At 63.7% G+C, this 13093-nt stretch carries 13 protein-coding genes; 11 read left to right on the forward strand and 2 right to left on the reverse strand.

Annotation, left to right across the window (positions count from 1 at the left end; genetic code table 11):
* The first annotated feature begins 53 nt into the window (after positions 1–53).
* The 8 genes from glpK to sbmA all read left to right on the forward strand — a co-directional run bounded on the left by glpK (position 54) and on the right by sbmA (position 7786).
* Complete coding sequence (gene glpK / locus ATC00_RS29650; RefSeq protein WP_064255386.1) at positions 54–1547, forward strand: glycerol kinase GlpK; 1494 nt, start codon at positions 54–56, stop codon at positions 1545–1547.
* 314 nt (positions 1548–1861) lie between these two features.
* Entirely contained in the window at positions 1862–2185 is a 324-nt protein-coding gene (locus ATC00_RS29655) for an ArsR/SmtB family transcription factor (protein WP_037387477.1), read from the forward strand.
* Positions 2182–2601, forward strand: a complete 420-nt coding sequence (locus ATC00_RS29660) for an SRPBCC family protein (RefSeq protein WP_037387476.1) — start codon at positions 2182–2184, stop codon at positions 2599–2601. The genes ATC00_RS29655 and ATC00_RS29660 overlap by 4 nt, the downstream gene beginning before the upstream one ends.
* Positions 2602–2645: 44 nt before the next feature.
* A complete protein-coding gene (locus tag ATC00_RS29665) occupies positions 2646–2867 on the forward strand; it encodes a hypothetical protein (RefSeq protein ID WP_037387474.1) in 222 nt (73 codons plus the stop codon).
* 120 nt (positions 2868–2987) lie between these two features.
* Entirely contained in the window at positions 2988–4028 is a 1041-nt protein-coding gene (locus tag ATC00_RS29670) for an LLM class flavin-dependent oxidoreductase (RefSeq protein ID WP_064255387.1), read from the forward strand.
* Between the two features lie 170 nt (positions 4029–4198).
* Positions 4199–4948: a type I methionyl aminopeptidase gene (gene map, locus ATC00_RS29675; RefSeq protein ID WP_037387469.1), complete on the forward strand. Its 750-nt coding sequence runs from the start codon at positions 4199–4201 to the stop codon at positions 4946–4948.
* A 188-nt stretch (positions 4949–5136) separates the two neighbouring features.
* Complete coding sequence (locus ATC00_RS29680) at positions 5137–6360, forward strand: MFS transporter (protein ID WP_064255437.1); 1224 nt, start codon at positions 5137–5139, stop codon at positions 6358–6360.
* 163 nt (positions 6361–6523) lie between these two features.
* Positions 6524–7786, forward strand: a complete 1263-nt coding sequence (gene sbmA / locus ATC00_RS29685; RefSeq protein WP_037387468.1) for a peptide antibiotic transporter SbmA — start codon at positions 6524–6526, stop codon at positions 7784–7786.
* Between the two features lie 10 nt (positions 7787–7796).
* Here sbmA and ATC00_RS29690 read toward each other — a convergent pair whose 3' ends face one another.
* Positions 7797–8801, reverse strand: a complete 1005-nt coding sequence (locus ATC00_RS29690) for a polysaccharide deacetylase family protein (protein WP_064255388.1) — start codon at positions 8799–8801, stop codon at positions 7797–7799.
* Between the two features lie 243 nt (positions 8802–9044).
* On the opposite strand from ATC00_RS29690, the gene ATC00_RS29695 reads away from it, so the two are divergent.
* The 3 genes from ATC00_RS29695 (at position 9045) to der (ending at position 11941) form a co-directional block, all read left to right on the forward strand.
* The gene (locus tag ATC00_RS29695; RefSeq protein WP_064255389.1) at positions 9045–9632 is read left to right on the forward strand and encodes an NnrU family protein; all 588 of its coding nucleotides are present in this window, start codon (positions 9045–9047) and stop codon (positions 9630–9632) included.
* 205 nt (positions 9633–9837) lie between these two features.
* Positions 9838–10506, forward strand: coding sequence for a tetratricopeptide repeat protein (locus tag ATC00_RS29700; protein WP_064255390.1), 669 nt, complete (start codon positions 9838–9840; stop codon positions 10504–10506).
* A gap of 10 nt (positions 10507–10516) precedes the next feature.
* Positions 10517–11941, forward strand: a complete 1425-nt coding sequence (gene der, locus ATC00_RS29705; protein WP_064255391.1) for a ribosome biogenesis GTPase Der — start codon at positions 10517–10519, stop codon at positions 11939–11941.
* Positions 11942–12073: 132 nt separating this feature from the next.
* Here der and ATC00_RS29710 read toward each other — a convergent pair whose 3' ends face one another.
* Complete coding sequence (locus tag ATC00_RS29710) at positions 12074–13003, reverse strand: sugar kinase (protein ID WP_064255392.1); 930 nt, start codon at positions 13001–13003, stop codon at positions 12074–12076.
* Positions 13004–13093 lie beyond the last annotated feature (90 nt).

Here is a 13093-nt window from a genome sequence, read left to right on the forward strand (position 1 = left end):
GAAGGCTGCCTCTCGAGGAAGGGCGGCATCTGTTGCGTGCCGAGGAGGGGCATATGGGCGGATATATTCTCGCGATCGATCAGGGTACGACGTCTACGCGGGCGATCGTTTTCGACGGCAAGCAGCAGGTCGCGGGCGTCAGCCAGAAGGAGTTCAACCAGCACTTCCCGAAATCGGGCTGGGTGGAGCACGACCCGGAGGAAATCTGGGATACCGTCCTTTTCACCATTACGCAGGCGATCGAGAAGGCCGGCATTGCCGCCAGCGATATCGCCGCGATCGGCATCACCAACCAGCGCGAGACGGTGGTCGTGTGGGATCGCGAGAGCGGCAAACCGATTCACAACGCCATCGTCTGGCAGGACCGCCGCACAGCTTCCTTCTGCGACAAGCTCAAGAAGCAGGGTCTCGAAAAGACTTTCACCAAGAAGACGGGACTGCTGCTCGATCCGTACTTCTCGGGCACGAAGCTCAACTGGCTGCTCACCAACGTCAAGGGAGCGCAGGCGCGTGCCGCCAAGGGCGAGCTTTGCTTCGGCACCGTCGACACATTCCTCATCTGGCGGCTCACCGGCGGCAAATCCTTTGCGACCGACGCCACCAACGCGTCGCGCACGCTGATCTACAACATCGTCGACAATCGCTGGGACGACGAACTCACCGACATCCTGCGCATCCCTCGGGCGATGCTGCCAGAGGTGAAGGATTGCGCCGCCGACTTCGGCGTGACGGATCCTTCCCTGTTCGGTGCGGCGATCCCGATCCTCGGGGTGGCCGGCGACCAGCAGGCGGCGACGATCGGCCAGGCCTGCTTCAAGCCCGGCATGCTGAAATCCACCTATGGCACCGGCTGCTTCGCCTTGCTCAATACCGGCAAGGACATCGTTCGCTCGAAGAACCGCCTGCTCACCACCATCGCCTATCGTCTGGATGGCAAGACGACATACGCGCTCGAAGGCTCGATCTTCGTGGCGGGCGCTGCCGTCCAATGGCTGCGCGACGGGCTCAAGGTCATCAAGGCGGCCCCCGACACCGGCACGCTGGCCGAACGTGCCGATCCGACGCAGGAGGTCTATCTGGTGCCGGCCTTCACCGGGCTCGGCGCGCCCCACTGGGACCCGGACGCCCGTGGCGCGATTTACGGGATGACGCGCAATACCGGCCCGGCCGAATTCGCCCGCGCGGCGCTCGAGTCCGTCTGCTACCAGACGCGCGATCTGCTCGACGCCATGCACCGGGACTGGCGCAGCAACGGGAAGGACACCGTGCTGCGGGTCGACGGCGGCATGGTCGCCTCGGACTGGACGATGCAGAGGCTCTCCGATCTCCTGGACGCGCCCGTCGACCGGCCGGTCATCCTCGAGACGACGGCGCTCGGCGTCGCCTGGCTCGCCGGCAGCCGCGCCGGCGTCTGGCCGAACCAGGAGGAGTTCGCCAAGTCCTGGGCCCGCGACCGGCGCTTCGAGCCGAAGATGGACGGGGCGACCCGCAAGGGCAAGCTCAAGGGCTGGCGCAGCGCAGTGAAGCGGACGCTGATGGCGGCGTAGCTGGGCGGTTTGCCCTTTCCGTCGCCGGTCGCGCTTTCTCCCAAGATGGGCGCGGCCCCAGCATCAGGCACGAAATGCATAGTCAATGGGATATATTGGGCACGTTTCGCGCCCGAGCCCCGCAATGCGCTCGATGCCTGAACGCATCGCTCCCAAATGGTCCGCAAGCCTTTGCTGCGCCGCTCCAGGCAGCGCGGCCGACAGCATTGTCTGCACGTTTCCTAGACGTCCTCATCCGATCCAGATGTAGGCTTGACTCATCCATACCTGATTGGCTATATGTCGATCCATAGCCAATCAGGTATGGATACGACATGTCAGAGGCTCAGGACGTTCTCTTCAGGACGCTCGCCGATCCAACGCGGCGGGCCCTTTTTGAACGGCTATGCCGCGAAGGGGAAAGAACGGTCGGAGCGCTGACGGAGCGGGCGGGTGTCTCGCAGCCGGTCGTCTCCAAGCATCTCGGTCTGCTGAAGCAAGCCGGCCTAGTGCGTGATCGTCATCAAGGTCGCCACACCTATTACAGCGCCCAACTCGGGGCGCTCGCCCCCTTGGTCGACTGGACAAGCGAGATGGCGGGATTCTGGCAGAGCCGTTTCGATGACCTCGAAGATTTGCTGAAAAGGATGGACCAATGAATGAGATCCGCACCGTCGTGGTCGAACGCGACATACCGCATCCGCCGGAGAAGATCTGGCGCGCACTCACCCAACCGCACCTCGTCGAGGAATGGCTGATGAAGAACGACTTTCAGGCCGTCGTCGGTCATCGTTTCAATCTGCGCGGAGAATGGGGTGGTGTGCTGGACTGCGAAGTCCTCGCCGTGGAGCCGAACAGAAGGCTGACATACACTTGGAATTTCGCGCACGAGGATGCGGCCTTCGACCTCAAAAGCGTGGTGACGTTCATCCTTACGCCAACGACCACAGGTACCCAGCTACGCATGGAACAATCGGGTTTCCGGCCGGAGCAGCGCCAGGCCCTTGGTGGTGCCAAGGCCGGGTGGCAGCAGTTCCTGGCAAATCTGGAGCAGGTTCTGGCACGGCTCGATTGAAGCCGGCGAGAACCGTAGGTCATCGATTTTTCTGGGAGGTTTTAATGAGTGCTTGGATTCGGCAAATTCACCGCTGGCTTTCGATCATTTTCACGGCGACCGTGATCGCCAATTTCGTCGCCATGGCGCTGGGTGAGCCGCCCGCCTGGATCGTCTATTCGCCGCTGCTTCCCCTGTTCCTGCTGTTGTTCAGTGGCCTCTATATGTTCGCGCTCCCCTATGCCACGAGATGGCGGAGTGGTCGGTCCGCCGTTCAAGGAAGGTGAACACCAAGGTACGCCGACATCGATCGAATTGTCCGGGAAACGGTGTGTTTCCCGAATGAGCGTTTGCTGCTCATGCGTGCGCCAACTATCTGTTGTCAAAACAGAAACAGGACGGGCAGCGTGGAACTCGGGCTTTATACATTCGCGGATGTCGATCCGAACGCCGAAAATAGAGGTAGGGAAGGACAACGCCGCCTCGCCAATTTCATCGAGGAGATCGAGCTTGCCGATCAGGTTGGACTCGACGTCTTCGGGCTCGGCGAGCATCATCGGCCTGACTACGCGGCCTCGGCGCCGGCGGTCATCCTGGCGGCGGCTGCGGCCAAGACGAAGAACATCCGCCTGACGAGCGCGGTGACGGTGTTAAGCTCCGACGATCCGGTGCGCGTCTTCCAACAATTCGCGACGCTCGATCTTCTTTCCAATGGCCGCGCCGAGATCATGGCCGGGCGCGGCTCCTTCATCGAATCCTTCCCGCTCTTCGGCCAGTCGCTGGACGAGTACGACCGGCTTTTCGCCGAGAAGCTCGATCTCCTGCTGGCGGTCCGCGACAGCGAGAAGGTCACCTGGTCGGGCGAATTGCGGCCGCCGATCGACGGTCGCGGCGTCTATCCACGACCGCTGCAGGATCCGCTGCCGCTTTGGATCGCGGTTGGCGGTACGCCGCAATCGGTGGCCCGCGCTGGCGCGCTCGGCTTGCCGATGGCGCTCGCGATCATCGGCGGCGAACCGCGGCGGTTCGCGCCGCTCTTCGACCTCTACCGCGAGGCGGCGCGGCGCGCCGGCCAGGATGCATCGAAGCTGAAGACGAGCATCAATGTGCATGGCTTCATCGCCGATACGACGGATGCGGCCGCCGATCAGTTCTACGGGCCGCAGGCGGAGGTGATGAACCGGATCGGCCGTGAGCGCGGCTGGGGGCTGACGAACCGCGCCCATTACGACCAGGCGCGCAGCCCGACCGGCAATCTCTTCCTGGGCGACCCGGAGACGGTGGCACAAAAGATCGTCGCGCACCAGAAGCTCTTCCGCAACGATCGCTTCCTGCTGCAGATGGCGATCGGCCCGATGCCGCACGACCAGATTATGCGCGGCATCGAGCTCTACGGCACCAAGGTCGCGCCGCGGGTCCGCGAGATGCTGGCGGAAGAGAGCCGCTAGAGCATGTTGCAGTCAGGTGGAATCACCTGACGTCGCAGACATGCTGCAACAAATAGATAGAGCGGCGGCGCGCGAACCCATGTGAGCACATCCCGCCCTCATCTGCGTCGAGTGCGGCACTGGTATCCATCGCGGCGGCACGCTACATGTGGCCGCGAAAGCGAGACACCATGACCCTCAACAATGACGAAGATCTCGAGCGGCTGAAGGAGATCGGGCGGATTTGCGCCAATGCGCTGCAGGCGATGGGCGAGGCGCTCGCGCCCGGCATCACCACGGCGGAGCTCGACGCGATCGGCCGAAAGGTGCTCGAAGAGGCGGGTGCGCGCTCGGCGCCGGAGCTCTGCTACAAGTTTCCCGGCGCGACCTGCATCAGCGTCAACGAGGAAATCGCCCATGGCATTCCGGGCAGCCGGGTGATCCGCGCCGGTGATCTGGTCAATATCGATGTTTCCGCCGAGAAGGACGGCCTCTTTGCCGATACCGGCGCCTCCTTCCCCGTGCCGCCCGTCACTTCGGCCATCGACCGGCTCTGCCGCGACGGCAAACGGGCCATGTGGGTCGGCCTGAAGCAGGTGCGGCCGGATCAGTCGCTGGCGGCGATCGGCAATGCCATCGGCGAATTCGCCCGCAGGAACCGCTATTCGCTGGTCACCAATCTTGCGAGCCACGGCATCGGCCGGTCGCTGCACGAGGAGCCGGCCGAGATCGCCACCTGGCCGGATCCGTCCGAACGTCGGCGAATGAAAGAGGGCATGGTCTTCACCGTCGAGCCGTTCCTGTCGATGGGCGCCCATTGGGCTGAGGGCGGCGACGACGAGTGGACGCTCTATAGCGAGCCGCGGGCGCCAACTGTGCAGTACGAGCATACGGTCGTCGTGACACGCGGCGGGCCGCTGGTCGTCACGCTGCCGGGCTGACCAGAGGTGATGCGGCAGCGCGTTGGCGCCAGGGCTGCGATGGTTCGATTCCGTCAATCGAAGCTTCAATTATAATGATTTGTCGCCTTCTTGCTGCGATGCAATAAGGAGGCATGAGCAAGCTTCACAGATTGCCGGATCGCGATGAGAAGCGCGTCGGCACTGCCGGCGGAACCGATCCGCGCCGCATGGTTGAGGCAGAGGCGTTGCCGACTTCTGCGCCCCATGCGCTCGCAGGCGGCAGCCTCGCCGCGACGGCGATCGCCGGCGCCATCGCCATGGCCGTCGCCATGGGCTGCGGCCGTTTCTCCTATACGCCGATCCTGCCGGCGATGATGGCGGATGCGGGGCTCTCGCCGGCGGATGCCGGGCTGATTGCCTCGGCCAATTTCGTCGGCTATCTCGCGGGCGCCGTGCTGGCCGCCTATGGCTGGGCGCATGGCCACGAGCGGCGGATCGGCCTTGCTGCACTGGCCGCAACGACCCTCTTGCTGGCAGCGATGGGGCTCACCTCGTCCGTTCTCGTCTATTCAGCCATCCGTTTCCTTGCCGGCCTCGCGAGCGCCTTCGCGATGATCTTCGTTTCCGGGATCGTGCTGGGGCAGGGGCTGCTGGCCAAGTCGGAACATGTGCCGTCGGTGCATTTCGGCGGCGTCGGTTTCGGTATCGCGCTTTCCTCGCTCTGCGTCTGGGCGGCACCGCTCGCGGGTGTCGCCGGCCTTTCCGCCTCGCAAGGAGATTGGTTCACCGGCGCGCTTGTCGCACTGGCGGGGACGGTTCTCGTTGCCGCCTTGCTGCCTGGCAGCGAGCATGTGGGAAATGGTGCCGGACGTGAGGCGCCGCTCACCTGGACGCGGCCGCTGACAGCCGTGACGCTCACCTACGGCTTCTTCGGATTCGGCTATGTGATCACCGCGACCTTCCTCGTCGCCATGGCGCGGAACCCGGGCGGCGGCCACAGCGTCGAATTCCTCGCCTGGCTGATAACCGGCGTCAGCGCTGCACTGTCGATCTATCTGTGGCGCTTCGCCGTGCCCCGCCTCGGGCTTGCCGGCGTCTATGCCGCAGGCCTGCTGGTCGAGGCCGCCGGCCTGGTGCTGACCATATCCTTGCCTTCCCCCTACGCGCCGCTCGTCGGCGGCCTGATGCTCGGCGCCACCTTCATGATGGTCACGGCCTATGGCCTGCAGATCGGCCGCCAGCTTGCACCGGAAAGCCCGCGCCGGGCCCTCGCCTCCATGACCGCTGCCTTCGGCATCGGCCAGATCGTCGGGCCGCTCGTCGCCGGGTGGCTGGCGGAACGGACCGGGAGTTTCGCGTTGCCGACGCTGGTGGCGGCCGTGGTGCTGTTCTGTTGCGGCGCGGTCGTCGTGCTGGAACTCCGCAGGATCGGGGCTGCGTTGGGTCGGTGAAGCCCGGCGATTTCCAGGCGCCTGAGGCGGCATGCGCCCGGCGGAGCTTCGTGAAATAACAGTAACATTCGCAATGCGTAATTGTTGCGACGGGCGATTTGCCCTAGTTTCGGCCGCATCAGGAGGCAAGTCGTTGTCCTCCAAATAGCGAGAGTGCCGTCCCTTGTTCCAATCCTTCTTCCCCAAGCCGAAGCAGTTCTTCATATCCGTCATTGTCTGGTCACTGATTGCCGTTGCCTTCTGGTATGGCTGGGGTGAAAGGATTGGCGCGCTCGTTGGTTTGCCGCCCGCGCCGGCCGATGCCCCGCCGATCGTCGGGATCTCCGCCTTTTGGTCGCCTGCCTTTCTCTGGTTCTATCTCTACTTTGCGCTGGTGGTGGGGATTTTCGCTGCCTTCTGGCAGGTCTATTCTCCGCATCGCTGGCAGAGCTGGTCTATCTGGGGATCGGCTCTCATCCTCTTCGTTACCTACTTTCAGGTGCAGGTGAGTGTCGCGATTAACAACTGGTATGGACCCTTCTGGGACCTGATTCAGGCCGCGGTTTCCAAGGCGGCTGTTGTCACGGCGGAACAGTTCTACGCACAGATCGGGACGTTCCTCGGAATCGCCATGGTCGCCGTGGCAGTCGCGGTGATGACGCGTTTTTTCGTCAGCCATTACATCTTCCGTTGGCGTACGGCGATGAACGAATACTACATGACCAACTGGGGCAAGCTGCGTCACATCGAGGGGGCCTCGCAGCGCGTACAGGAAGATACGATGCGCTTCTCCTCGACGGTCGAGGGCCTTGGGGTTAGCCTTATCGACAGTGTCATGACTTTGATCGCCTTCACACCTGTCCTGATCCGGCTTTCCGAGAACGTCACTGAACTGCCAATCGTCGGCAGCATTCCCTACCCGTTGGTCACGGCAGCCGTCCTATGGTCGCTTTTCGGTACGGTGTTCCTCGCCCTGGTTGGGATCAAGTTGCCGGGACTGGAATTCCGCAATCAGCGTGTGGAAGCCGCCTATCGTAAGGAGCTAGTTTACGGCGAGGATCACATCGACCGCGCCCAACCGGAAACCGTTGTGGAGCTTTTCAGCAACGTCCGCAGGAACTATTTCCGGCTCTATTTCCACTATCTGTACTTCAATATCGCGCGCATCTTCTATCTGCAGATCAACAATATCTTCTCGCTGCTTATTCTCGCGCCCTCGATTATTGCGGGCAAGATTTCCCTCGGCGCGCTGAACCAAATTTCCGGTGCGTTCGGCCAGGTGAGCTCGTCCTTCCAATACTTGGTCAATTCCTGGCCGACGATCGTCGAACTGCTTTCGATTTACAAGCGTCTCCGGGCGTTCGAGTCGGTGCTCGACGAAGCGCCGCTGCCTGACATCGATCGCCAATTCATTGAGGCCGGCGGCAAGGAAGAACTTGCCCTGTAGTTCGCGCTGATCAGAAGGCGGAGCGATCCGCCTTCTCTCTTGCCGCCTCGATCTGCGGCAGAGCCTCCGCGTAGCTGACGCAGGCGACGTCCGGCTTGCCGCAGGTTTCCGTCAGGAAGCGATCCAGCGCCCGCCAATAGGCGCCGCCGTTCATTTCGACGAAGTGAAAGCCGAGCTGTAAGGGGACGCGCTCGCCGTCATATTCCTTGCGGAATGCCTCCCGGTATGCGGCGAGCGTCCGTTCCTCAAAGCGGGCGCTGTCCCTTCGGTTTTCGACGCCCATCGAGTGGCGGATGAAGAGATTGTAGTCCATGCCGATGACCGGCCGGTGCGAGGGGCCCTCCGGGATGAGCGGCAGGCCGAAGCGCGGCATGCCGGCCTCGGTCTTGGGCCAGCCCGGCCCCTTGGTGACGAGGCTCGCATCATAGCTGAACCTGAAGGCCTTGAGCGCCGGCATGAGGCCGTCGCTCACCGAGAGATAAGGCGCGCGGAAGCCCTTGATGCCGGTGCGGGCGAAGTCCGCCCAGCCTTGCGGCTCCGCGTCCGCCTTGCCGGCCCTTTTCCAGGCGTCGACGAGCGCCGTGCGGAAGGCGGTGAATTCGCTCTCCCAATCCGCCTCGCTCCAGCCCTTGCCGTCGAAATGGCCGCAGGCATGGCTGCCGATGTCGTGGCCCTCAAGATGCGCCTGCCAGATATGGCCGGCGCGAACAGCGATCTCCCCGCGGCTCTGGGCGAAGCCGACATTGGATCGGCCGGCCCTCTGTCCCGGCGCCCTGTAATCCTCCCTGCCGTCTGCCTTCGTCATCAGGAAGGTGCAGGAGAGGAAATAGGTGAAGTGAGCCCCGTTGCGCCTCGCCATGGCGAGGCTCTTTTTCCACAGCGCATTGTCGTGCGCGCCGTCGAAGGAGACGATCACGAGCTGCTTTTCCCTGGCGGGCAGGGGGGCCGCCGGCGGATCGGCGAGCGCTAGCGCGGGAAGGAGACAAAGCGACAGCGCGAGGATCTTGCGTGGCATGGGGCGGCTTCTTGGGAGAATCAGAGGACGAGTTGTATTCGCCGTCCCTTCTTCAACAATGCGGCAATCCTTTGGTCCCGCCCGAAATTCGCTGGGGATATCGTTATGCGATGGTAAACAAAGGAATAAAGCAGGATGCGGGAGGTTCGGCGCAGGCTATGGCTTGCATCGCGCTCCGAATTGTTGATCGATGCGTTCACAATCCGGATTCCCCGGTTCGATGCAATCTAGCGTGGGTGACTTATGACTCTACTTGTCCTCGGTATCGTGATCTTTCTGGGCATGCATCTCGTCCGCGTGGTTGCGCCCGGCTTTCGCGCCGGCGTCATCGAGAGCCGCGGCAAGGGTACATGGATGGGGCTTTATACGGCCGTCAGCCTCGTCGGTCTCTGTCTCATCATCTATGGGTTCGGCCAGGCGCGCGGCGAAACGGGGATGCTCTACGATCCGCCGGTTTTCCTGCGCCACATCGCCCTCCTGCTGATGCTCTTCGCCTTTGTCTTCCTTGCCGCGGGTTTCCTGCCGGCGGGCCGCATCGCCGTCGCGGTCAAGCATCCGCAGATACTCTCGATCAAGATCTGGGCCTTGGCGCACCTGCTCGCCAATGGAGAGACGTCCTCCGTGCTGCTCTTCGCTTCGTTTCTCGCCTGGGCAGTTATCCTGCGCATCTCGTTGAAGCGACGCCAGCGCGGGGGCGAAACGGTGCTGCCGGTGTTCAAGTCGACGCGTAACGACGTGCTGGCGGTGCTCATCGGCCTCGCGGCCTATGTGCTCTTCGTCTGGAAGCTGCACGATTGGTTGATCGGCGTCCCTCCCATCGTTATGGGCTAAATGACATCATGGGCTAAATGACATGGGCCCCCTTACAAGCGACGCAAAATCGGGTAGAAGGCGCAAAATCCACAGAGAGCGACGCGCGTCCGGACCGGGCGCGCAACGGATGCTCGAACAGTTTGAGATTGCGCGTTTCCGTTCCGAACATCGGCGTTGAATGTCGGGGACTAGGCGCCAGCGTGCAAGAAGACCGGGGCAACAGATGGCAAACCAGGACGACAGCTTTATCCGCGAGGTGAATGAAGAACTCCGCTCAGATCAGATGAAAGCCGTCTGGACGCGGTTCGGTGGCGTCATCATCGGGATCGCGGCACTCATCGTCCTCGGTACCGTCGGCAAGGTCGGCTACGACTATTGGCAGGAGAGTTCCTCGTCGCAGTCGGGAGACGCCTTTCTCGTAGCCCTTGATCTTGCCAAGGAAAACAAGTCGGAGGAGGCGCTTGCCGCACTCACCAAGCTGGAGCAGGAGGGCTACGGCTCCTATCCGGTTCTCGCACGACTGCGCGCGGCGACGCTGCAGGCTCAGAAGGGCGAAACCGATGCGGCTGTCGCGGCGTTCTCCGAGGTCGGCAAGGACACGCGCATTCCCGCCGCACTCCGCGATGCGGCGCGGCTGCGCGCGGCTTACCTGCTCATCGATGCAGGCACCTACGATCAGGTCTCGGCCGAGGTCGAACAGCTGGCGGTGCCGCAGAACGCCATGCGCCATTCGGCGCGCGAGGCGCTCGGCCTTGCTGCGTACAAGGCGGGTGATTACGCCAAGGCGAAGGGCTGGTTCCAGCAGATCGCCGACGATACCGAAAGCCCGCGCGGCGTCGTCAACCGGGCGCAGATGCTGCTCGACGTGATTGCGGCGAGCGGCAAAGCTTGAGGCTTCTGATATGAGTTTCACCGTCGCCATCGTCGGGCGTCCCAATGTCGGCAAGTCGACCTTGTTCAACCGCCTGGTTGGCAAGAAGCTGGCGCTCGTCGACGACACGCCGGGGGTCACGCGCGACCGGCGGCCCGGCGACGCGAAGCTCGTCGACCTGAAATTCCGCATTATCGATACGGCCGGTCTCGAGCAATCGGCGCCCGACAGCCTGCAGGGGCGAATGTGGGCGCAAACCGAACAGGCGATCGACGAGGCGGATCTGTCGCTGTTCGTCATCGACGCCAAGGCCGGCCTGACGCCGGCCGATGAGACGCTTGCCGAAATGCTGCGCCGCCGCGGCAAACCGGTTATCGTCGTCGCCAACAAGTCGGAGGCGCGCGGCTCGGATGGCGGCTTCTACGATGCCTTCACGCTCGGCCTCGGCGATCCGTGCCCGATCTCGGCCGAGCACGGCCAGGGCATGCTCGACCTGCGGGACGCGATCGTCGCCGCACTCGGCGAGGATAGGGCGTTTCCGCCGGCCGAGGACGTCGCCGAGACCGATGTCGATATCCGCCCGACGGGGGCAGGCGAGGACGAAGAGGCGGAACCCGCCTATGACGAAACCAAGCCGCTGCGCGTCGCGATCGTCGGCCGGCCGAATGCCGGCAAATCGACGCTGATCAACCGCTTCCTCGGCGAGGACCGGCTGCTGACCGGCCCCGAGGCCGGCATTACCCGCGACTCGATCTCGGTCGAGTGGGATTGGCGCGGCCGCACGATCAAGATGTTCGACACGGCCGGCATGCGCCGCAAGGCGAAGGTCCAGGAGAAGCTCGAGAAGCTTTCGGTCGCCGATGCGCTCCGCGCCATCCGCTTTGCCGAGACGGTCGTTATCGTCTTCGACGCGACGATCCCCTTCGAGAAGCAAGACCTGCAGATCGTCGATCTGGTGCTGCGCGAGGGACGTGCGGCCGTGCTCGCTTTCAACAAATGGGATCTGGTCGAGAACTGGCAGACGGTGCTTGCGGATCTGCGCGAAAAGACCGAACGGCTGCTGCCGCAGGCCCGCGGCATCCGCGCCGTGCCGATCTCCGGCCATACGGGCTACGGTCTCGACCGGCTGATGCAGGCGATCATCGAGACGGACAAGGTCTGGAACCGGCGGATCTCGACGGCGCGGCTCAACCGCTGGCTGGAATCGCAGCAGGTGCAGCACCCGCCGCCGGCCGTCTCCGGCCGCCGCCTGAAGCTCAAATACATGACCCAGGTGAAGGCCCGCCCGCCGGGCTTCATGATTTCCTGCACGCGCCCCGAAGCGGTGCCGGAATCCTATATCCGCTATCTGATCAACGGCTTGCGCAACGATTTCGACATGCCGGGCGTGCCGATCCGCGTCCATTTCCGGGCTTCGGACAATCCTTACGAATCGAAGGCGCGCAAGAGGCGGTGATTGGCTGTTTAGGCCGGGATCGCCCCTCATCCGGCTGCCGCCACCTTCTCCCCCGCAAGCGGGGCGAAGGGACTTGTGGCGGCGCCTCCAGTCCCCTCTCCCCGCGTGCGGGGAGAGGGTTAGGGTGAGGGGCTATTCTCGATCCGGCCCACCAGGCAACTTCTCCCGCTCCACCAGCGCGCCGTGATGGCCGATCACCGCTGCGGCGACGTGCGCGGCGAAGGCGGCGGCTTCAGCCGGGCTGTCGCCGGCGGCGAGGCGAGCGAGGAACGAACCGTTGAAACTGTCCCCGGCGCTGGTGGTGTCGACGATGCGGGCAACGGGTGCTGCCGGGATATGCAGGCGCTCCTCCCCGCCGAACTGGAGAGTGACGCCGTTGGCGCCGTCCTTGACGGCGATGTCGGCCACGCCGAGCGCATGGTATCGTTCGATCGTGCTGCCGACGGATGCATCGCCGAAATGCGTTGCCTCGTCGTCGAAACTCGGCAGCAGCAGCGTCGCCGCCCGCGCGCCCGCCTCGATGGTTGCGCGCATCCGTGCCACGTCGTCCCAGAGGCGCGGGCGGATATTCGGATCGAACACCACGCGCTTGCCGGTCGCCTTCGCCCGCCGCAGTTCCGACAGCAAGGTTTCGACCGCATCGGCAGCAAGGATTGCAAGCGTGATCCCGGAGAAGAAGACCACGTCCGCCGAACCGATCGCCGTCCTTAGCCGATCCGGGTCGTCGGCAAGCAGCTTCGCGGCGGAAGTTGAGCGCCAGTAGGAGAAGCTGCGCTCCCCTTCCTTCAGATGGATCATGTAGAGGCCCGGCATGCGGCCCTCGATCCGGGCGATATGCGCTGTGCCGACCCCGGTCCCCTCGATGAATGACAGCATCTCGTCGGAGACGACATCGGTGCCGACGGCGGTCAGATACTCGACGGTCCATCCGGCCGGTGCGAACAGACGCGCGTAATAGGCGGTGTTGAAGGTGTCGCCCGCATAGCCCTTGCGCAGCATGCCGCCTTCCACCTGCATCAGTTCGACCATGCATTCGCCGATTGAAAGCATGCTGCCCGCCATCCGCTCTTCCTCCGCCATCGGTGTCGCCGCCAATGGGTTAGCGATCTGTCGGCTTCGCAGCAAGCGAATGTTGCGCGCGCCGTTTACTCG

Origin of the sequence: Sinorhizobium americanum (genome assembly GCF_001651855.1) — a bacterium.
Classification (GTDB): domain Bacteria; phylum Pseudomonadota; class Alphaproteobacteria; order Rhizobiales; family Rhizobiaceae; genus Sinorhizobium; species Sinorhizobium americanum.

Excerpts from the sequence above, each read along its gene's own strand:
- glpK (WP_064255386.1), top strand. The coding sequence starts at position 54 with ATGGGCGGATATATTCTCGCGATCGATCAGGGTACGACGTCTACGCGG.
- ATC00_RS29655 (WP_037387477.1), top strand. The coding sequence starts at position 1,862 with ATGTCAGAGGCTCAGGACGTTCTCTTCAGGACGCTCGCCGATCCAACG.
- ATC00_RS29660 (WP_037387476.1), top strand. The coding sequence starts at position 2,182 with ATGAATGAGATCCGCACCGTCGTGGTCGAACGCGACATACCGCATCCG.
- ATC00_RS29665 (WP_037387474.1), top strand. The coding sequence starts at position 2,646 with ATGAGTGCTTGGATTCGGCAAATTCACCGCTGGCTTTCGATCATTTTC.
- map (WP_037387469.1), top strand. The coding sequence starts at position 4,199 with ATGACCCTCAACAATGACGAAGATCTCGAGCGGCTGAAGGAGATCGGG.
- ATC00_RS29680 (WP_064255437.1), top strand. The coding sequence starts at position 5,137 with ATGGTTGAGGCAGAGGCGTTGCCGACTTCTGCGCCCCATGCGCTCGCA.
- ATC00_RS29690 (WP_064255388.1), bottom strand. The coding sequence starts at position 8,801 with ATGCCACGCAAGATCCTCGCGCTGTCGCTTTGTCTCCTTCCCGCGCTA.
- ATC00_RS29695 (WP_064255389.1), top strand. The coding sequence starts at position 9,045 with ATGACTCTACTTGTCCTCGGTATCGTGATCTTTCTGGGCATGCATCTC.
- ATC00_RS29700 (WP_064255390.1), top strand. The coding sequence starts at position 9,838 with ATGGCAAACCAGGACGACAGCTTTATCCGCGAGGTGAATGAAGAACTC.
- der (WP_064255391.1), top strand. The coding sequence starts at position 10,517 with ATGAGTTTCACCGTCGCCATCGTCGGGCGTCCCAATGTCGGCAAGTCG.
- ATC00_RS29710 (WP_064255392.1), bottom strand. The coding sequence starts at position 13,003 with ATGGCGGGCAGCATGCTTTCAATCGGCGAATGCATGGTCGAACTGATG.